Origin of the sequence: Salinibacterium sp. ZJ450, assembly GCF_011751885.2 — a bacterium.
In the GTDB taxonomy this organism is placed as follows: Bacteria; Actinomycetota; Actinomycetes; order Actinomycetales; family Microbacteriaceae; genus Ruicaihuangia.
This window is the reverse complement of the sequence record NZ_CP061771.1, coordinates 1,053,834-1,071,859: the sequence shown is the minus strand read 5'-3', so window position 1 is coordinate 1,071,859 and position 18,026 is coordinate 1,053,834. Positions and strand designations below refer to the sequence as shown.

Genomic DNA, 18,026 nt, shown 5'->3' with positions numbered 1-18,026 from the left:
TCAGTACACGCCGCACATGCCGTCGATCGAAACTTCTTCTACCAGCGGATCAGCCTCGATGAGGTCGTCGACCTCGGTCGAATCCGCGGGCACGGGGTGAACATTGCGATTCATGGGATGCTCCTCATGTCGATCCGACTTCTTCGGCGGTCGCGCTGTTCCGAGTCATACTAGTGGCACCCAGTGCCAATTTGGAAGAGTCGCCCAATGGAGTTCACGGAACCGACCGACGTGCGCAATGCAGCACACCACGGTCGAGCGCGCTCGACATCCAAGGCTGAACTCAGCCATGTCGGGCTGGAATTGTTCATCGAGCGGGGCTTCGATCACACCACGGTGGACGACATCGCGGCGGCGGCGGGCATCGGCCGCCGCACTTTCTTCCGGTACTTCCCCTCTAAAAATGATCTGCCGTGGGGCGACTTTGACGTGATGCTCGACGGCATGCGCCGACACTTTGCCGCGCTGCCCGACGAGGCGTCCCTAGTGGACGCGCTGCGGCAGGCGGTGATGGAGTTCAACCGCCTTCCGGACGCGGAGGTGCCATACCACCGGCAGCGCATGGAGCTGCTTCTGCGGGTGCCCACCCTGCTGGCACATTCGACGCTGCGGTACGAATCGTGGCGGCAAGTGGTCGCCGAATATGTGGCCCGGCGCCTCGACCTGCCGCCGGAGAGCCTGCAGCCACAGACAATCGCGCGGGTCTGCCTCGGCATCGCGCTCTCCGCATACGACCTGTGGCTCCAAGACGAGCACGCCGATCTGCTCGCCTTGATCGACGCCGGCTTTCTCACAATGGAGGGGTTGTTCGTGCCCCCTGCGTCCGACCGGTGACCGTCTACGACGTGATCGTGATCGGAGCGGGCGGCGCAGGCGCTCCGCTCGCCGCGCGACTGTCAGAGGATCCGGACCGCACCGTGCTGCTGCTTGAGGCAGGTCCCACGCCGAGCGGAACCGATGACTTCCCGGCGGAGCTGCTCGACGCGCGCTCGCTGCGCGGCGCAGTGCCCGGACATCCCCACGTCTGGAACTTCCGGGCGGATCTCACCGGTGACCGGCCGTACACCGTCGCCAGAGGACGCGTGCTCGGCGGCTCCACCTCGGTGAATGGCGGGTACTTCGTGCGCGCCCGCCGCGAGGATTTCGATCGATGGTCTGCCGGCGGCGCCAATGAATGGAGCAGCGAGCGGGTCCTTCCGGTCTGGCGCCGGCTGGAAACCGACCTGCAGTACGGTGACACGCCGGTGCACGGTGGGTCAGGTCCGATGCTCGTGTCTCGGCCATCGCTCGACCATCCCGCCAGCGTGGCGTTCGCCGCTGCCGCCAAGGAACTCGGCTATCCGGAAGAGGCGGACAAGAACGCCGACGGTGCACCTGGCTACGGCCCGGTTCCCATGAACGTGACGGACGGGATGCGGTGGAACACCGGTATCGCGTACGTGAACCCGGTACGGCATCGCCCCAATCTGACCGTCCGCGGCCTGACCTCGGTGCGCCGTGTGGTGATGCGGGGACAGCGAGCCGTCGGCGTCGAGGTTGACAGTCTCGGCGACATCTCCGTCATCCACGGCGGGGAGGTGGTGCTCGCGGCAGGAGCAGTGACCTCGCCACACCTGCTATTGCTCTCGGGGATCGGCCCTGCCGACCAGCTGCGCCGCCACGGCATCAAAGTGGTGCAGGCCCTGCCGGGCGTGGGCTCGGAATTCAGCGACCACCCCAACGTGCCGCTGGCGTGGACGCCCGTGCCGGAGCTGCAGGGGTCGGCGACGCAGACAATGACGATGAGCCTGAACCTGACGTCCGAGGATTCCGAGCTGCCGGGTGACCTGGAGATTCTGCAATTCGTCACGCCGATGAGCGGGCTGCTGGGACTGCGCGAGCAGACGCGCGACCTGGCGTTTCTGGCATCCGTCCAGTCCGTCCGATCGCACGGGACGATCAGCCTGAAGTCGGCCGATCCGCGGATGCCACCGCGGATTCGCTACAACTACCTCGCAGACGAGGTGGACCGACGACGGATGCGTGAGGTGGTCCGGGCCGCGGCGGCATTGCTTGCAACGCCGGCGTTCCTTCGTCTGGTGAAGCACGGGCCGATCGATAACGCGACGCTCCACGATGATGCGCACCTGGATGGGTGGCTGCGCCGACACCTCACCACGGCGATGCATCTCAGCAGCAGCGCGAGGTTCGGGCCCGGTGAGGATCCGGCTTCGGTGGTCGATCAGTATGGACGGGTGTACGGGGTGACCGGACTGCGGGTGGCCGACACGTCAATCCTGCCGTCGGCGCCGCTGCGCGGGCCCGCCGCCACAGCCGTGCTCATCGGAGAACTGGTGGCGGAATTCATGCGGCGCTAGCGTGACGCGGGGAGGTGAGGTCTCCAAATCGGTCCTTCCAGTGCCGCGGGAGGAGCGAACAGGGGGTGACCCCTCCGGCCCAGATCGGTAGCGTAGGCCTGACGGGCCCATCCGAACGGGCAACCCCTTCGGATCGGGCAGAGCACCGCCCGGGAGTGACGATGAAGTTCATGCTGCTGGTGTTCGGCGAACCCCACGAGCTGCACCTGAAGTCGACGGAATGGATCGAACGGATGGCGGGGTTCATGGTGCGCTTCGACGATGAGCTCGCCGAGCACGGCGAACTGGTCTACTCCGAGGTGCTGGAGCCGGCGACATCCGCCAGTCTGGTCGAATGGGTGGACGGGTCAACGCGAGTGGGCCGTGGCGCGTTCAACCGGGCGGATCGCCCGCTCGCCCGGTACTGGGTGGTGCTGGTGCCGAACGAGGGCCGCGCGCTCGAGCTGGCGTCGAGCCTGGCGGCGGTGCTGGAGAGTGCCGTGGAGGTGCGGCAGGTGATGGAGCAGTCCACGGTGCCCTAAACAGGTGCCGACGCCTGGTCGCCGTTGTCGGCGAGCGCCGCGCCCACGTTGCGGGTGAACAGGATCAGCCAGACGAACACCAGCGCGCCGGAGATCAGCTCGAATCCGGTGAGGTTGTAGTAGCCGACGGGGAAGAACAGCACCGTTGCGATGGTGAGCGCCACCAGCACCGCGGTGGTCACCGCGAAGAAGGCGGCGTGGAATCCCGGGATCAGAAACCGGATGCCCAGCACCAGCGCGAAGAAGATCACCACCATGCCGGTGGCGAAGATGTTGTGCGTGATTTCGGACAGGCTCACTGGCACCAGGGCGACGCCGATGAGGCAGACGCCGATCGCCACGAGCGCCCAGCGCAGCGCCGCGATCCGCCAGCGCTTATAGTGCGGATGCCGCCTGGCCCAGCCGTCGAGGTCGGTGGCGAGATAGTCGGCGAGGGTGGTGATCACCACCCCCGAGATCACCATGGTGAGGTTGAACGCCGTCGGGGACAGCCCGTCGCCGGCACCCAGCGAGCTGAAGTTGTATTGCCACCAGTTCGCATCGTTGGCGGTGAGCATGCTCGTGAGAGCCCCGCTGATCAGGAACACGGCGAGCAGCGTCGACAGCGTGTAGGTGGTGATGCCGGATGCCGAGAGGTACACGAAGTACCCGAACGCGGCCACCACGATCCCGGTGCTGAGGCTCGCCGTCCAGGCGTCCAGGGTGAGGCCGAGGAACGCCCCCTGCAGCTGCGAGAACACCACGAGGGTAAGTAGCAGCACGATCGCCGCGTGCGTGAACGCCAGCGCCACGATGTCGAGGACCAGCCGCGGCAACGCCACCGTGCGGCGCCACGCATTGGCGGGGTTGCGGAAAGACAGCGTGTACGACACCACGAACGCGGCCAGCGCGACGCCGACGCCGGTGATCGCCGCGACCAGTCCCACCGATCCCGTGCCGAACAGCGCAGCGGGCTGGCCGTTGAACACGATCACGCCGACCAGCGCGCCGACCAGCAGCGCAATCGCCGCCGCGAGCAGCGCGCGGGATTCGACGGTGACCGCACCGGAATGCGCCCCAGGGCGGGCGCCGGTCCCTCGGCTGAACGCTGGCACGGGGCCAGTCTTTCAGAGCGGACGTATCTGCCGCTCAAACGGTTTCAGGCTCGGCCGGTGGCATCACTCCTCGCCGATGTCCTCGTTCCACAGCTCCGGGTTCTTCTCGATGAACTCGGTCATCATCGCCACGCACTCCGGGTCGTTCAGCACGGTGACCTGCACGCCGCGCTGCCGCAGGTAGTCCTCACCGCCGTAGAACGTGCTGTTCTCGCCGATGATCACCCGCGGGATGCCGTACAGCAGGATGGCGCCGGTGCACATGTCGCACGGCGACAGGGTGGTGACCATCGTGGCGCGGGCGTACACGCTCGCCGGCAGCCGGCCGGCGTTCTCGAGACAGTTGGTCTCGCCGTGGTGGATGGCGCTGCCCGACTGCACCCGCCGGTTGTGCCCGACCGCGATCACCTCGTCGTCCACGATCAGGGCGGCGCCGATCGGGATGCCGCCCTCGGCCAGGCCCACCTTGGCCTCGGCGAGCGCCGGCGCCAGCTTCTCGGAATCGGTGAGGGCCATCAGGGTCTCCATTCGGGTTGGTCAGGATTGGTCGAGATTGGTCTGAATTATCGGATGCCGCGATCATCGGATGCCGCGCGCCTACGCCCGCCGATACGGAGTGAGATACGCGCCCGGGTACCGCACGCCGCGGCCTCCGATCACCAGGGCGGCGATCACCACCAAGTACGGGAAGGCGATCAGCAACTCGTTCGGCACCTGGCTGAACAGCGGGGTGATCGCCAGCTGCAGCTGCAGCGCATCGGCGACCCCGAACAGCAGCGCGCCGGCCACCACCGGCCACACCTTCCAGCGGCCGAAGATCACCAGGGCGATGCAGATCCAGCCGCGTCCGCTAACGATGTCCAGGGTGAAGCTGCCGAGCAGCGACACGGTGAGGAACGATCCGCCGACCGCCATGAGCGCGCCGCCGATCATCAGCGCGGCATACCGGGTACCCGCGACCGGAATGCCCGCGGCATCCGCTGCCTCCGGGTTCTCGCCGACGGCGTTCAACCGCAGCCCGAACCCGCTGGAGCGCAGCACCCACCAGAGCGCGGGCGCCAGCAGCAGGAAGCCGACGTAAGTCAGCGGGTACTGCGCGAACACCCCGCTGCCCGGGAACAGTCGATCGAACTTCTCGGTAGTGGTCTGGGTGCCGGTGGAGAACAGTAGCCGGTTGGTGAAGTCGCAGGCGGCGACCAGCAGCAGGGTGGTGCCGATGCCGGCCACGTGCTGGTTCACGCCGAGCGTCACGGTGAGCACCCCCATCAGCGCCCCGGCCAGCACCCCCGCCAGGATCGCGGCGAGCAGCGCCATCCACACCGAGCCGGTGGTCGCGGCGATGAAGAACCCGACGAAGGCGCCGGCGTACATGGTGCCTTCGATTCCTAGATTCAGGATACCGGTGCGCTCGTTCACGACGGCGCCGAGCGCCGCCCAGACCAGCGGGGTGGCGATGGTGAACGTCGCGGCGATCACCGCGATCAGCGGGAAGTTCATCGGCGCCGCCTTTGGCCGAGCACCAGCCGGTAGCGGCGCAACGCCATCACGGACACCACGGCCAGCAGCAGCGTGGAGCTGACGATGGCGCCCATCTGGGTGGGCAGCTGCAGGACGATCGACGCGTTCTGCGCGCCGACGGCGATGTCGCCGAGCAGCAACGCCACCAGCAGCACGCCACCGGCGGTCAGGGCACCGAGCGACGCCACCACCACCCCGGTGTAGCCGTAGCCGCTGGCGACGCTCGCGGTGAGTTGGTGCTGCACGCCGAGCACCTGGCTGGCGCCGCCGAGCCCGGCCACCGCACCCGAGACGAGGGCGCTGCGCCACTGCAGGGTGGACACCCGGATGCCGCTGAAGGCTGCGGCATTCGGCGATTGTCCTGCCGCGCGCAGCCGAAGCCCGAGCGGCGTGTACGACATCACGATCCAGGTGACGGCGACCAGCACGATCGCGATCACCAGCCCCCAGTGCACCCGAGACCCCGGCACCACAGCCGGCAGGTCGTAGCCGGGGCCGTAACGGTCGGAGTCGGGAAACCCGGTGGCCGAGTTGCGCCACGGGCCGTTCAGCAGTCCCTGGATCAGCAGCAGCGCGACCGGGTTCAGCAGCAGTGTCGTCACCACCTCGTCGATGCCCACCGTGCGTCTCAGCCAGGCCGGCAGCAGCGCCCAGAGCAGCCCGCCGGCAGCCCCGGCGGCGAGCGCCAGCGGCAGGGCGATCACGGCGGGCAGGTCGGGCAGGTACAGGCCCGGGATGCTGGCCGCCACGGCTCCGGCGAGGAACTGGCCTTCCGCGCCGATGTTGTAGTAGCCGACTCGGAATGCGATCGCCACGGACAGGCCGGTGAAGATCAGCGGGGTCGCCGCCAGCAGCACTTCACCGATGCCGCCCGCGGTGGTGAGCGGGGTGAGGGTGTACCGTTCGTACGCCGCGAGCGGGTTCGCGCCGGCCAGCCGGATCGGCCCGGCGGTGATCGCGAGGGTCAGCAGCACGGCCAGCAGCACCGCGGCCGGGGCCAGCCACCGGGACTCGCGGGCGCGCAGCATCAGTTTCATGCGCCTCCCCCGGTCATCAGCAGGCCGAGCCGTTCCCGGGTGGCGTCGGCGGCGGCCAGCTCGCCGACGATCTGGCCGGAGAGGATCACCACGATCCGGTCGCACACGCCGATCAGTTCGTCGAGGTCCTCGGAGATCAGCAGCACCCCGGCGCCGTCATCGCGCAGCGCGCGCAGTTGCGAGTAGACGTACTCGCAGGCCGCGACATCCAGCCCGCGCGTCGGTTGCGAGGCCACCAGCGCCCGCGGGTTGCGGGCGATTGCCCGCGCCAACAGCACTTTCTGCATGTTGCCTCCGGAGAGGCTGCGGATCGGGTCGCGGGCGTTGGCGCGGATGTCGAAGCGGTCCATCAACGCGCGCACGTGCTCGCGCACCCGGCGGCGGTCGAGGAACGGTCCGCGGCGGAAGCGGTCGAGGTCTTCGAGCACCAGGTTCTGCTCGACGGTGAGGCTCGGGATGACGCTGCCCCTGCGGTCTTCGGTGAGCCGGCCGAGTCCGGCGCTGATGCGCGCGGTGACGTCGAGGTGGGTGATGTCGGTGGCGCCGACCCGCACGGTTCCGCTGCTGGCGGCGATCCTGCCGCAGAGCACCTGCATCAGTTCGGTCTGCCCGTTGCCCGAGACGCCGGCGACCCCGACGATCTCGCCGGAGGCCACCGTCACGCTCAGCCCGTCGAGCACCGGTTTGCCGGAGCCGGCGAGGGTGAGGTGCTCGATGGCGAGCGATGGCGGGGCGGTGAGCGGCCGCGGCTCGGGCGGCTCCGCGGCGGTGGTCTGCTGCGCGCCGTTGGTCTGCAGCGCGGCCGGCGTGTTCAGCCCGATCGAGGTGCCGAGTGCCTCGGCCGTCACCTCGTCGCTGGTCTGCGCGACATCCGCCCCCACCATGATCGCGGCGATCTGCCGCGGTTGCAGTCCTGCCGCCGACACGGATGCCACGACCTTGCCGCGACGCAGGATGCTGATGTGCTCGGCGATGGCCACCACTTCGTGCAGCTTGTGCGAGATGAAGATGACGCCCATGCCCTCGGCGGTCAGCCGGCGGATGGCGTCGAACAGCAGCTCGACGTCGTGCGGCACCAGCACCGCGGTGGGCTCGTCGAGGATCAGCAGGCGGCAGTCGTGGAACAGCGCCTTCACGATCTCGACCCGCTGCCGCTCCCCCACCGACAGGGTCTCGACGATGGCGTCGGGGTTGATGGCGACGCCGATGCGTGCCGCCGCCGCGAGCACGCGCTCCCGGGCGGCGTCCCGGCTGATGCGCCCGAGGCCGACCCCGACGAGCATGAGGTTCTCGGTGACGGTCATCGTGCCGACCAGCGAGAACTCCTGGGTGACCATGCCGATGCCGGCGGCGATCGCATCGGACGGTGAGGTGATCCGGGTCGGCCGCCCGTCGATGCGGATCTCGCCGGCGTCGGGCTGGCTGAGCCCGTAGAGGATGCGGGTGAGCGTGCTCTTGCCCGCCCCGTTCTCGCCGAGCAGCGCATGCACTTCGCCGCGCGCCACGGCCAGGTCGATCGCGTCGTTGGCGACGACCGGCCCGAACGTCTTGGTGATGCCGACCAGTTCGGCCAGGGCCGTGGTGGGGGCGGTGTCGGTGGATACCGCCCCCACGGGCATGTCGGTCACTACTGCCCGACGGTGGTCGAGCCCGCCGGAGCTTCCTCGTTGATCGGCGTCTCGAAGGTGCCGTCGAGCACCTCCTGTTCGCGCGCCTCGACGGTGGTGAGCAGGTCGGCGGGGATCTCGAACGCGGTGTTCTCGTTGATCGGCGCCAGTTCGCTGCCGCCGTTCACCATGAACGAGTACTCCGCCAGGTTGCTGGCCTCGTAGCTGCCATCCACCACGGCTTTGACCACCGCGTCTACGGTCGGTCGCATGTTCCACAGCAGCGAGGTCACCACGTACTCGGGCGCCTGATCCTGCTGGTCGACCATCATGCCGAACACCGGCAGGCTGTGCTCGGCCGCTGCGGCGATGACGCCGTCGCGTTCGGCGAACAGCACGTCGGCGCCGCCGGCGATGGCTGCCTCCGCAGCCTGCTTGGCGGTGGCGGGATCGAAGAACGAGTTGATGAACGACACAGTGACCGTGGCGGTCGGGTTGGTCTGCTTCACGCCCTCGATGAACCCGTTCACGATGCGGTTGACCTCGGGGATCGGCATGGCGGCGACGACCCCGATCGTGCCGCTGGTGGTCAGGCCTCCGCCGAGCATGCCGGCCAGGTAGGCGGGATCCTGCATCCAGTTATCGAAGACGCTGAAGTTGGGTGCCTGCTCCTCACCGCCAGAGCCGAACGCGAACGCGGTGTCGGGGAACTCGGCGGCAACAGCCCGCACGGCCTCTTCGGCGGCGAACGCGTCACCGATGATGATGTCGGGATCCTGGCTGCCGATGATGTCGCGCAGCGCGCGTTCCATCTCGTCGGCGGTGTGCAGGTTGTCGACGTAGTCGTACTGGATGTCGCCGTCGTCTTCGGCGGCCTGCAGGGCGTTGTGGATGGCGCCGTCCCACGGTTCCTCGAGCGGCGTGGCGAAGGCGCCGAACACGGTGGGGACCTCGCTGTCGCCACCGTTAGTGGCGGCCGGCTCGTCGCCGGTGGTGCCGCCGCAGCCGGCGAGGATCAGGGCCGCTGCGGTGGCGAGCCCGGCGCCTGCCAGCGCGCGGCGGATGAAGGGTTGGGTGGTGCTTGAGCGCATCATGGTGGCCTCACTCTTGATCAAGGTGGTGCGGGGTTGGCGCTAATTACGACGATAGGCACGCGTGTCGCCGCTGACCAGCGGTCAACCGTCCCGATTGCGGAACAATGCGCCGATCGTGTGCCCGGATACGATTGCGGTGTCCCCCATGGAAAGGCCCGCATGACAATCGTTGCTGCCGCTGACGGCTCCGCCCTCGGCAACCCCGGACCCGCAGGCTGGGCCTGGTACGTCGATGATGGCTGCTGGGGGGCCGGCGGCTGGAAGCACGCCACCAACAACCAGGGCGAGCTGAAGGCGGTGCTCGAGCTGTTCAAGGCCACCGCCCACCTCGATGACGACCTGCTCGTGCTCTGCGACAGCCAGTACGTGATCAACGCGGTGACCAAGTGGATGCGCGGTTGGAAGGCCAAGGGATGGCGCAAGGGCGACGGCAAGCCGGTGCTCAACCTCGAACTGCTCAAGGAGCTCGATGAGGCCATCGCCGGCCGGCAGTACCGCTTCGAATGGGTAAAGGGCCACGTCGGCCACGTGCTGAACGAGGCCGCTGACGCCCGCGCCCGCGCTGTGGCCGAGGCGTACCAGCGGGGCCTCACAATTCCGAGCGGACCGGGCTGGAACACATCCACCGACGTGGGCGTCACCGTGACACCTCGCGCGGTCACCACCGCCGCCCCGTCCGCCTCGGCCGCGATCTCCGAGATCGTGATGGAACCCGAGACGCTGGCGGATGTCGAAGCCCTCGTGCCCGCGGCGGTGGAGGCCGACGAGCCGGCGCTGTTCGACTTCGACGGGGATGTCGAGCCGGACGAGTGGCACACCATCAGCCTCTCGCTGACCACCGAGGAGCACACCCGGCTGCAGCAGCGGGCCCGCCTCGACGGCGTCACCGTAGAGGAACTGCTGCGCAGCCTGATCTAGCTCCGGCATCAAATCTGGCGCTCGTCGCAGCCGAAAACGACTCGGCGCCCCCGCCATAACGGGGGCACCGAGTCGTCTAGTGGTGTGGGGAGCCCTGATGGGAGCCCTGCCAGGCCAGCGCGGAACTCAGCGGTTGGCGGACGTCAGATCCGCGGCATCCTGAACCGCCGGAGCCGAGCCCGTGGCGAGCTTCGACGACGAGGCAGACACGCTGGACCGGCTGTTGCACAAGCTGTTGGCGTCGGATGTCGCGGAGCAGGCGGCGCGCGCTGACGGGCAGCCGGGTGCCACACCCGCGCCGCCCGGCGTAACCTGAACTGCATGGCCACTCTGACCGAGACCAACGGACGGCAGACGCTGACGATCCAGCGCCGGTTCATGCACTCGGCAGAGAAGCTGTGGTCGTACGTGGTCCATCCCCAGAAGCTGAGCCAGTGGTATCCGGCGCAGATCGTGGAGTTCGAGCCCGCTGTGGGCACGGACATCCGGTTCGACTACGGAGACGACTTCACCAGCACAGGACGGGTGACCGAACTGGCACCCGGCACCCGACTGGCCTTCACGGAGACATCGCCGGAAGAAATGTCACGGGAGAGTGACAACTCGATCACGATCGAGGTGCAGCCGGATGACGGCGGCAGCCTGCTGACCTTCATCCACGAGTTCGATGACCGTCCGGCCGCGGCAGCCTATGCGGACGGCTGGGACACCTGCCTTGAGGTGCTCGGCGACCTGCTCGACGGGCTGCCGGCGCGCGAGGCGTCACCCTCGATCGAGCGCTACGAGGACTATGTGAAGGAGTTCGGGCTCGACCGGCCGACGATCGGCCACGACACCCTGCGGGTCGAACGACAGCTGATGTTGCAGTCACCCGAGAAGGTGTGGCGGGTGCTGCATCCGACCACTCTTGAGCAGCTGGCGCCGGGCCGGCTCGGTCCGGGCCAGATCAGCGGCCGCGTCGACGGCGAGTGGGTGGAGATCGAGCTCGCGAACGGCGGAAGCCTGCGCTGGGAGGTGCAGACCGGCCCCGGCGGCGCGCGCATCGTGCTCACCCACACCGGGATCGGCAATCAGGTCGACGACCTGCGGATCCGCTGGCACGACCACATCGAGCGTCTGGTGCAGAAGGTGATCGCGGCGCCGGATGAAGAGTCTGGCGACACCGCCGCCACGTCGTGAGTCGTTACCGCCAGCCGAGTGCCGGGGCGACGTACTTGACCACGCTCTCCAGCAGCTTGGCGTTGTAGTCGACACCCAGCTGGTTCGGCACGGTGATTAGCAGGGTGTCCGCGGCCTCGACCGCGGCATCCAGAGCCAGCTGTTCGACCAGCGCGTCGGGCTCGCCGATGTAGCTCTTGCCGAAGCGGGCGAGGGTGCCTTCGAGCTGGCCGACCTGGTCCTTGCCCTCGACCTGGGCGCGCAGGCCGAAGTAGTGCCGGTCTTCGTCGGTGACCAGCGGGATGATGCTGCGGCTCACCGAGACGCGCGGCGTCCAGGTGTGGCCGGCCTCGGTCCAGGTGTCGCGGAACACCTGGATCTGCTCGGCCTGCAGGTCGCTGAACTGTTCGCCGGTGTCTTCGGTGAGCAGGGTGGAACTCATCAGGTTCATGCCCTGTTCGGCGGTCCACTTGGCGGTGGCTCGGGTGCCGGAGCCCCACCAGATGCGGTCGCGCAGCCCCGGCGAGTGCGGCTCGATGGCGAGCGCGCCGGAGTGCCCGGTCATCCGCGGGTTGGCGGCGACGACGCCGGCGCCCTCGATCGCCTGCAGGAAGATCTGGGTCTTGGTGCGGGCGTCATCGGCGTCGGTGTGACCCTCCGCTGGAACGTAGCCGAAGGCCTCGTAGCCGTTCATGGCGTGCTCGGGTGATCCCCGGCTGACGCCGAGCTGCAGCCTGCCGCCGCTGATCAGGTCGGCGGCCGCGGCCTCTTCAGCCATGTATAGAGGATTTTCGTAACGCATGTCGATCACGCCGGTGCCGATTTCGATGCGGCTGGTGCGGGCGCCCATCGCTGCGAGCAGCGGGAACGGGGAGGCCAGTTGCGGGGCGAAGTGGTGCACGCGCACGAAGGCGCCGTCGACACCGACCTCCTCGGCGGCGACCGCCAGCTCGATCGACTGCAGCAGCGCATCTTGTGCGGTGCGCACCAGCGACCCGGGTACGTCTTGGTAATGGCCGAAGGAGAGGAATCCGATGCGCTTCACACCCGGTGCAGCGTCTCAGGTGGTCGAAGTATTCCGAGACGGTTAGCTACGGGGTCGGCAGGTCGTCGGCATCCGTCGCTTCGGGCTCCTGCTCCATCGCCACGTACGAGGCCTCGGGCTGCCAGTATGAGTCGCCGTGCTCCACGTTGGCGCTGCGGGCCAGTACGAACAGCAGCGTGGACAGTCGATTCAGGTAGCGGGCGGTGAGCACGTTAACCGACTGCCGGTGCTGCTGCCACGCGATCCAGGTCATCCGCTCCGCCCGCCGCACCACCGCGCGGGCGTGGAACAGGCTCGCGGCGGCGACGGTGCCTCCGGGCAGCACCCGGCCGCTGAGGTCGGAAGCGTTCTGCCCGTAGTACTCGATCGCGCGTTCCAACCGCACCAGGTGGGCGTCGTGGATGCGCGCCACCGCGGGCTCCGGATCATCGAACGGCGCCGCGAGGTCGGCGCCGAGGTCGTACAGGTCGTTCTGCACGCTGGCCAGCGTGGAGTTCACGTCGATCGCGAAGCCGCTCACCGCCATCGACAGGCTGATCGCCGCATTGGCCTCTTCGCAGTCTTGCCAGGCAGCCACCCGGGAATCCCATTTGGGCAGGTCGCCATGACGCCCGAAATCGGTGCGTCCGTTGTCTCCCTCACGCGAGTTGTAGACCAGTTCGGTCGGCTCGACTTCATCGGCGTCAGCCATAGCGGCCACTCTAGTCATCCCTCTCACCGCGGGGGTAGCGTTGCGTGAATCGGGTTCTCACACGGGGTGCCCCCGACAGGTCGACGGAGATCATCATGTCGAACGACGCCACGAAAGCCCTGCCCACCGCATCGGGGAAGGGGTGGGAAAGCGTCGACAAGACCGTGTTCGGCGTGGCCGCCAGCATCATCGTGGTGCTCTGCATACTCGGCGTGGTGTTCACGCAGCAGGTAGGCGACGGGGCAGCGGTCGCTCTCGCTTGGATCACCTCCAACCTCGGCTGGCTGTTCATTCTCGGCTCGACCGGTTTCGTGGTGTTCGCCATCGTGTTGGCGTTCGGCCGGTACGGCAGCATCCCGCTCTCCCGCGAGGGTGAGAAAGCCGAGTTCTCCACGCTGTCCTGGGTGTCGATGATGTTCAGCGCCGGGATGGGCATCGGCCTGATGTTCTTCGGCGTGTACGAGCCGGTCACGCACCTGGAGTCGCCTCCCCCATTCGTCGGTGCCGAACCCGGCAGCGCGGAGGCGGCCAGCACCGCCATGGCATACACGTTCTTCCACTGGGGGCTGCACCCGTGGGCCATCTACTCCGTGGTGGGCCTGGCGCTGGCGTACTCCACCTTCCGGATGGGCCGCGGCAACCTGATGAGCGCACCGTTCCAGGCGATCCTCGGTGAGGACCGTATCGTGCGGCGCGGATGGGGCAAACCCATCGACATCCTCGCCATCATCTGCACCAAGTTCGGCTCCGCGACATCCCTCGGCCTCGGCGCCCTGCAGATCGCCGCCGGAATCTCGCTGCTGGCCACCGGCGAATTCTCCGATGATCCGGGCACGCTGCTGCCGATCCTGGTCATCTGCGTGCTCACCGTGGGCGTGGTGTTCTCGGCGGCGAGCGGGGTGTCGAAGGGCATCAAGTGGCTGAGCAACACCAACATGGTGCTCTCCGCAGTGCTGATCACCTTCGTCTTCGTCGCCGGCCCCACCGTGTTCATCCTCGACCTGCTGCCGGAATCGATCGGCGCATACTTCAGCACCATCATCCCGATGAGCTTCCAGTCTGCGGTGTTCGGCGGCGGCGACTGGCTGGCCAGCTGGACCATCTTCTACTGGGCCTGGTGGATCTCCTGGACCCCGTTCGTGGGCAACTTCATCGCCCGCATCTCGCGCGGACGCACCATCCGCGAGTTCGTGCTCGGCGTGCTGCTGGTGCCCACCGGGGTGAGCATGCTCTGGTTCACCGTGTTCGGCGGGGCCGGCATCAACCTGCAGGTGAACGGCGTCGACATCGCCGGCACCGGCAACGAGGCGGCCGCCTTCTTCGCGACCCTGCAGCAGTACCCGTTCTTCATCGGCACCTCCTTGATCGTGATGGTGCTGACCGCGGTGTTCTTTGTGAGCGGGGCGGATGCCGGATCCCTCGTGCTCGGCACGCTGTCCACCCGCGGCAGCAACCATCCGTGGAAACCGCTGGTGATCCTCTGGGCGGTGCTCACCGGCGCCGTGGCCGCGGTGCTGCTGTTCGTGGGCGGGCTGGGCGCGCTGCAGACCTTCACGATCCTCGCGGCCAGTCCGTTCGTGATCATCATGATCGGGTTGTGCGTGTCGCTCTACGTCGACCTGCGCCGCGACCCGCTGCGCCGGCGCCGTCTCGGCCCGGTTCGCAGCGCCACGGAGGTGCAAGCCAACGTGCCGTTCACTCGGCCGGTCGAGGTGCAGGAGGGTCCGGATCCGGATGTCGGGACTGCGGGTTCGGCGTAGGCGGGCGGCTCTGCTGGGAGTGATCCGTCCGCGCGAGCTCGCCCTCGCCCTCGTGGTGGTCAGTGCGGTTGAGCCAGCCTGTCGCGGTTGAGCCACCGCGCGGTGGCTCAATCCCGACAAACTGGATCAGTCGCGCAGTCTCAACCCGCGGCGGGTCTGGCCGCAAGCACGACTTTCGCCATACGTCGAGCGGATTACCTCCCGTTTCGCCCTGTTACGTCATGTGCGCCCGAGCCTCGACGCATCCGCTGATCCTTCCTACGGTGGGTGCACTCATCCCCCGATGGAAGGACCGACACCATGTCACTGACCGCCACCGCAGCACTCACCGCCGCCGCCGCGCCCATAGTCACTGCTGACGAGCGCGCAACCCGACTTATCGATGCAGGAACCACGTGGACCGAACGGGTCACCGCCAGCCCCGCTAGCGCCCAATTGACCTACAAGGTCGGCGGGCAGGGCGAGGGGGCCGTCGCCTCCCGGATCTCCGCCGGCACGCACGAATTCTTCGTCGACGAGCCGGCCGGCTTGGCCGGCGATGACATCGCAGCCAGCCCGGTCGAGATCGCCCTCGGCGCCCTGATCTCCTGCCAGATCGTGGTCTACAGGCTGTACGCGCAGAACCTCGGCATCGAGATCGACTCGATCACCGCTCAGGCCGAGGGTGACCTCGATGTGCACGGGCTGTTCGGCCTAAACGACAGCGTGCGCCCCGGCTTCTCCGACGTGCGCCTGACCATCAACGTCACCGGGCCGGAGAGCGATGACCGCTACGAGGAACTGCACCGCGTCGTCGACGCGCACTGCCCGGTGCTCGACCTGTTCGCGAACGCGACGCCGGTGAGCGTGACTCTGGTGGCAAACTGACCTGATCCCGTTTGTCGCGGTTGAGCCACCGCGCGGTGGCTCAAGCGCGACAACCTGGCTCAATCGCGAACCGGATGTCGCAAGCGACGGGTGGCACCGCGCAACGGGCGTCGCGGCTTCATGTCATCCGCCGAGCTCCACGACATCCACCGTCTCAGCGATCTGCGTGCGCGGAGTGCCGACGATCGGCGCCCGTCCGGATGCCCAGAACTCCTCGAGCCGCGCCAGCAAGGCTTTCGCCTGCTCCACGCTGCCCAGCTCAAGGTCGACGAGCACGATCGTGGGCTCGTCGATCGGGCGGTGCACCCAGTAGCGGATGACGCCGGATCCTTTGCGATCCATCGGATCGCTGTCGAAGTTTTCCTTCCAGCTGTCGAAATCTGAAACCGACAGGTAAGCACGCAGGACAGCCATGGTGTCTCCAATGAGCGACCGAGGGTGGGTGTTCGCTCAGGCTACGCCCGCCCGCAGTCCGGCGGATAGGGGGCGGTCGCGGCATCTGGTGCGCGATCCGTGCGCCCCCTCATACACCCAGACGCTGCCCTGCGGCATCCCTATCCTGAGGTTCTGCCCCGCGAAATACTGAAGTCATGAAACCGATTGAGGCTGTCGGCACGGCAGTGGCCGCATTCGTCGGCGTGGCCGCGGGCTACTGTGCGGCGAGATGGGCACGGTACGGCAACCCGGTACGCCAGCCGCCGGACCCGGTACTCGACAAGGTGATTCCCCACCCGGAGGTCGACGAATGGCACCAGATCGCCATCGACGCCCCCGCGGCCATCGCGTTCTCGGTCGCCCGCGACATCGACCTGTGGCAGTCGCCACCGATCCGCGCGATTCTCTGGCTCCGCGCGATCCCGGCGATGCTCGGCGGGGAGCCGTTCCGGATGCCGAAAGTGCGCGGCCTCGTCGCCGAAACGGAGGGACTCGGCTGGCAGATTCTGGACTGGGACCCGGGCCACCGGCTCGTGCTCGGCGCATACACCCAGCCGTGGCGCAGCACCGTGAAGTTCGAATCACTCCCCCTCGACCAGTTCGCCGCGTTCAACGAACCGGGATACGCCAAGATCGCGGTGACTATCGAGGCCCAACCGACCGGTCCAGACAGCTGCCTGCTGGTCACCCGCACCCGCGTCGGCACCACGGACGCCGAGGCGCGGCGCCGGTTCCGGCTCTATTGGGGTCCCATCTCGGCGGGAATCGTGACGATCCGGTATCTCGCCCTTCCAATGATCAAGCGGCGGGCCGAGCAGCGGGTGGCCGAGGAGGCCAGCGGGCGAACGGATGCCGACACGCGGTCGCCGGTGGAACGCGCCATCGCGGAGGGCAGCGCCGAATCCTGACCGGCGCTACCGCACCCCGCCGTGGCCGCGGCCACCGCCACCACGGCCACCGCCTCCGCCTCCGCCTCCGCCGATCACATTCACCGACACCAGCGTCATCCCCAGGTCGCGCACCTTGCCGAGCAATCCGTGCAGCGCCGCCTGGTCGGTGACCGGGCCCGACAGGGCGGTGGTCCCGTCGCCATCGCGGGTGATGCTCAAGCCTTCGAACCACTCGGCCCAACGTTCATCGAGGTGCCCGTCGAGCCGAATCTCATAGCGCAGCTGCCCGTCGCGGTCGGCGGCCGCCCGGTTCGAGCCGGTCATCGCGCCGCCACCCGCCCGCGCGCTCGAGCAGTCGCCGGGCTCGTCAACCGCCGCCGGATCGCCCACTCGGCCACTGCGAGGTTGATCACCCAGCCGGCCAGGTGCATCAACGCGGTAGTGGTCTCGGTGAGTGGGCCCAGCACCAGCGGGCCGATCGTCAGGGTGAACACCTGCGTGCCTGCACCGAGTCCGATGGCGTAGGCCCGCGTCATCCACGCCCGGTGAGTCATGATTGCGCGCTTCCGGATGGCGAGCAGGCCGAGCACCAGCGAGGCCAGCATGGCCGAACCCAATATGAGCCGGAACACCACGAGCAGCTCGCCGGTTCCCTCCGGGTGAGCGTAGAACACGGTCATCCAGAGCGCCGACCCTGCGGCGAGAATCCCGGCAGGGAAGACGAGAACACGTCCGGCGATGCGGTGCCAGCGGGCGGGACGGCGCCGCAGCCCCGGCGCGAACTGCATCGCCCCCAGCACCGAGAACACGGTGACGCTGACGATGTGGATCACGATCGGCAGCGGCGACGCGTCGGCCCGCGGGTTGTTCGGCAACGTAGCCGCGCCGCCGCCCAGCTCCACCAGCCGGAGCGAGCCCATCACCACCGGAATCAGGGCCAGCACGATCAGCCCCGCGGGCACCAGCCATCCGGGTCTGCTCCGGCGCTTCGGCTGCGCGGCCGTCAGAGTGGACGACGACGTGATGCTCATCTG

20 protein-coding genes and 1 pseudogene are annotated in these 18,026 nt (G+C 68.2%); 9 read left to right on the top strand and 12 right to left on the bottom strand.

Translation table 11 applies throughout. The features are described 5' to 3' along the window. A complete protein-coding gene (mftA, locus tag HCT51_RS05125) occupies window positions 1–114 on the bottom strand; it encodes a mycofactocin precursor MftA (RefSeq protein WP_166870954.1) in 114 nt (37 codons plus the stop codon). Window positions 115–207: 93 nt separating this feature from the next. Here mftA and mftR point away from each other — a divergent pair, with 93 nt between their 5' ends. From mftR to HCT51_RS05110, 3 genes are all read left to right on the top strand, one after another. Then, window positions 208–834 carry a mycofactocin system transcriptional regulator gene (gene mftR, locus HCT51_RS05120; protein ID WP_166870952.1) on the top strand — a complete coding sequence of 209 codons (627 nt, stop codon included), beginning with the start codon at window positions 208–210 and terminating at the stop codon, window positions 832–834. Beyond that, complete coding sequence (gene mftG, locus HCT51_RS05115) at window positions 831–2,357, top strand: mycofactocin dehydrogenase MftG (RefSeq protein WP_166870950.1); 1,527 nt, start codon at window positions 831–833, stop codon at window positions 2,355–2,357. The genes mftR and mftG overlap by 4 nt, the downstream gene beginning before the upstream one ends. A gap of 161 nt (window positions 2,358–2,518) precedes the next feature. Continuing rightward, on the top strand, window positions 2,519–2,878 hold the full coding sequence (locus tag HCT51_RS05110) for a YciI family protein (protein ID WP_166870948.1): 360 nt from the start codon (window positions 2,519–2,521) through the stop codon (window positions 2,876–2,878). Here HCT51_RS05110 and HCT51_RS05105 read toward each other — a convergent pair. From HCT51_RS05105 to HCT51_RS05080, 6 genes are all read right to left on the bottom strand, one after another. Next, window positions 2,875–3,972 carry a DUF998 domain-containing protein gene (locus HCT51_RS05105; protein WP_166870946.1) on the bottom strand — a complete coding sequence of 366 codons (1,098 nt, stop codon included), beginning with the start codon at window positions 3,970–3,972 and terminating at the stop codon, window positions 2,875–2,877. The two genes, HCT51_RS05110 and HCT51_RS05105, sit on opposite strands and share 4 nt — an antisense overlap. 63 nt (window positions 3,973–4,035) lie before the next feature. Then, the gene (locus tag HCT51_RS05100; protein ID WP_166870944.1) at window positions 4,036–4,488 is read right to left on the bottom strand and encodes a nucleoside deaminase; all 453 of its coding nucleotides are present in this window, start codon (window positions 4,486–4,488) and stop codon (window positions 4,036–4,038) included. An 81-nt stretch (window positions 4,489–4,569) separates the two neighbouring features. Continuing rightward, the gene (locus HCT51_RS05095; RefSeq protein WP_166870942.1) at window positions 4,570–5,469 is read right to left on the bottom strand and encodes an ABC transporter permease; all 900 of its coding nucleotides are present in this window, start codon (window positions 5,467–5,469) and stop codon (window positions 4,570–4,572) included. Further along, window positions 5,466–6,527 carry an ABC transporter permease gene (locus HCT51_RS05090; RefSeq protein WP_166870940.1) on the bottom strand — a complete coding sequence of 354 codons (1,062 nt, stop codon included), beginning with the start codon at window positions 6,525–6,527 and terminating at the stop codon, window positions 5,466–5,468. The genes HCT51_RS05095 and HCT51_RS05090 overlap by 4 nt, the downstream gene beginning before the upstream one ends. Beyond that, window positions 6,524–8,146, bottom strand: a complete 1,623-nt coding sequence (locus HCT51_RS05085) for an ABC transporter ATP-binding protein (protein ID WP_166871370.1) — start codon at window positions 8,144–8,146, stop codon at window positions 6,524–6,526. The genes HCT51_RS05090 and HCT51_RS05085 overlap by 4 nt, the downstream gene beginning before the upstream one ends. A gap of 8 nt (window positions 8,147–8,154) precedes the next feature. Further along, window positions 8,155–9,228: a BMP family ABC transporter substrate-binding protein gene (locus HCT51_RS05080; RefSeq protein ID WP_166870938.1), complete on the bottom strand. Its 1,074-nt coding sequence runs from the start codon at window positions 9,226–9,228 to the stop codon at window positions 8,155–8,157. Window positions 9,229–9,387: 159 nt separating this feature from the next. Between HCT51_RS05080 and HCT51_RS19065 the strand changes: the two are divergent. The 3 genes and pseudogenes from HCT51_RS19065 to HCT51_RS05070 form a co-directional block, all read left to right on the top strand. Further along, window positions 9,388–9,843 (top strand): annotated as a pseudogene (locus tag HCT51_RS19065) (RNase H family protein); the annotation flags it as partial. 484 nt (window positions 9,844–10,327) lie between these two features. Next, complete coding sequence (locus HCT51_RS18840; protein ID WP_255523547.1) at window positions 10,328–10,462, top strand: hypothetical protein; 135 nt, start codon at window positions 10,328–10,330, stop codon at window positions 10,460–10,462. A 5-nt stretch (window positions 10,463–10,467) separates the two neighbouring features. Further along, window positions 10,468–11,325, top strand: coding sequence for an SRPBCC domain-containing protein (locus HCT51_RS05070; protein WP_166870934.1), 858 nt, complete (start codon window positions 10,468–10,470; stop codon window positions 11,323–11,325). 4 nt (window positions 11,326–11,329) lie between these two features. On the opposite strand, the gene HCT51_RS05065 is transcribed toward HCT51_RS05070, so the two are convergent. Further along, entirely contained in the window at window positions 11,330–12,349 is a 1,020-nt protein-coding gene (locus HCT51_RS05065) for an LLM class flavin-dependent oxidoreductase (RefSeq protein WP_166870932.1), read from the bottom strand. Between the two features lie 46 nt (window positions 12,350–12,395). Continuing rightward, a complete protein-coding gene (locus HCT51_RS05060) occupies window positions 12,396–13,040 on the bottom strand; it encodes a cob(I)yrinic acid a,c-diamide adenosyltransferase (RefSeq protein ID WP_166870930.1) in 645 nt (214 codons plus the stop codon). Between the two features lie 95 nt (window positions 13,041–13,135). Here HCT51_RS05060 and HCT51_RS05055 point away from each other — a divergent pair, with 95 nt between their 5' ends. Both HCT51_RS05055 and HCT51_RS05050 read left to right on the top strand, forming a co-directional pair. Further along, window positions 13,136–14,800 (top strand): BCCT family transporter, encoded by a 1,665-nt coding sequence (locus HCT51_RS05055; RefSeq protein WP_166870928.1) that lies wholly within the window; start codon window positions 13,136–13,138, stop codon window positions 14,798–14,800. 300 nt (window positions 14,801–15,100) lie between these two features. Next, a complete protein-coding gene (locus HCT51_RS05050) occupies window positions 15,101–15,667 on the top strand; it encodes an OsmC family protein (RefSeq protein WP_166870926.1) in 567 nt (188 codons plus the stop codon). Between the two features lie 123 nt (window positions 15,668–15,790). On the opposite strand, the gene HCT51_RS05045 is transcribed toward HCT51_RS05050, so the two are convergent. Next, entirely contained in the window at window positions 15,791–16,081 is a 291-nt protein-coding gene (locus HCT51_RS05045) for a hypothetical protein (RefSeq protein WP_166870925.1), read from the bottom strand. Between the two features lie 176 nt (window positions 16,082–16,257). On the opposite strand from HCT51_RS05045, the gene HCT51_RS05040 reads away from it, so the two are divergent. Then, the gene (locus tag HCT51_RS05040; RefSeq protein WP_166870923.1) at window positions 16,258–17,010 is read left to right on the top strand and encodes a hypothetical protein; all 753 of its coding nucleotides are present in this window, start codon (window positions 16,258–16,260) and stop codon (window positions 17,008–17,010) included. Window positions 17,011–17,016: 6 nt separating this feature from the next. Here HCT51_RS05040 and HCT51_RS05035 read toward each other — a convergent pair whose 3' ends face one another. Both HCT51_RS05035 and HCT51_RS05030 read right to left on the bottom strand, forming a co-directional pair. Beyond that, window positions 17,017–17,316 carry a hypothetical protein gene (locus tag HCT51_RS05035; RefSeq protein WP_224760678.1) on the bottom strand — a complete coding sequence of 100 codons (300 nt, stop codon included), beginning with the start codon at window positions 17,314–17,316 and terminating at the stop codon, window positions 17,017–17,019. Continuing rightward, entirely contained in the window at window positions 17,313–18,023 is a 711-nt protein-coding gene (locus tag HCT51_RS05030; RefSeq protein ID WP_166870921.1) for a DUF2306 domain-containing protein, read from the bottom strand. The genes HCT51_RS05035 and HCT51_RS05030 overlap by 4 nt, the downstream gene beginning before the upstream one ends. Between the last annotated feature and the right edge of the window lie 3 nt (window positions 18,024–18,026).

Coding starts and splice junctions, on each gene's coding strand:
- HCT51_RS05095 (WP_166870942.1), bottom strand. CDS start 5,469: ATGAACTTCCCGCTGATCGCGGTGATCGCCGCGACGTTCACCATCGCC.
- HCT51_RS05090 (WP_166870940.1), bottom strand. CDS start 6,527: ATGAAACTGATGCTGCGCGCCCGCGAGTCCCGGTGGCTGGCCCCGGCC.
- HCT51_RS05100 (WP_166870944.1), bottom strand. CDS start 4,488: ATGGCCCTCACCGATTCCGAGAAGCTGGCGCCGGCGCTCGCCGAGGCC.
- HCT51_RS05080 (WP_166870938.1), bottom strand. CDS start 9,228: ATGATGCGCTCAAGCACCACCCAACCCTTCATCCGCCGCGCGCTGGCA.
- HCT51_RS05055 (WP_166870928.1), top strand. CDS start 13,136: ATGTCGAACGACGCCACGAAAGCCCTGCCCACCGCATCGGGGAAGGGG.
- HCT51_RS05035 (WP_224760678.1), bottom strand. CDS start 17,316: ATGACCGGCTCGAACCGGGCGGCCGCCGACCGCGACGGGCAGCTGCGC.
- HCT51_RS05030 (WP_166870921.1), bottom strand. CDS start 18,023: ATGAGCATCACGTCGTCGTCCACTCTGACGGCCGCGCAGCCGAAGCGC.
- HCT51_RS05050 (WP_166870926.1), top strand. CDS start 15,101: ATGTCACTGACCGCCACCGCAGCACTCACCGCCGCCGCCGCGCCCATA.
- HCT51_RS05040 (WP_166870923.1), top strand. CDS start 16,258: ATGAAACCGATTGAGGCTGTCGGCACGGCAGTGGCCGCATTCGTCGGC.
- HCT51_RS05070 (WP_166870934.1), top strand. CDS start 10,468: ATGGCCACTCTGACCGAGACCAACGGACGGCAGACGCTGACGATCCAG.
- HCT51_RS05085 (WP_166871370.1), bottom strand. CDS start 8,146: ATGCCCGTGGGGGCGGTATCCACCGACACCGCCCCCACCACGGCCCTG.
- HCT51_RS05045 (WP_166870925.1), bottom strand. CDS start 16,081: ATGGCTGTCCTGCGTGCTTACCTGTCGGTTTCAGATTTCGACAGCTGG.
- HCT51_RS05110 (WP_166870948.1), top strand. CDS start 2,519: ATGAAGTTCATGCTGCTGGTGTTCGGCGAACCCCACGAGCTGCACCTG.
- mftA (WP_166870954.1), bottom strand. CDS start 114: ATGAATCGCAATGTTCACCCCGTGCCCGCGGATTCGACCGAGGTCGAC.
- mftR (WP_166870952.1), top strand. CDS start 208: ATGGAGTTCACGGAACCGACCGACGTGCGCAATGCAGCACACCACGGT.
- HCT51_RS05060 (WP_166870930.1), bottom strand. CDS start 13,040: ATGGCTGACGCCGATGAAGTCGAGCCGACCGAACTGGTCTACAACTCG.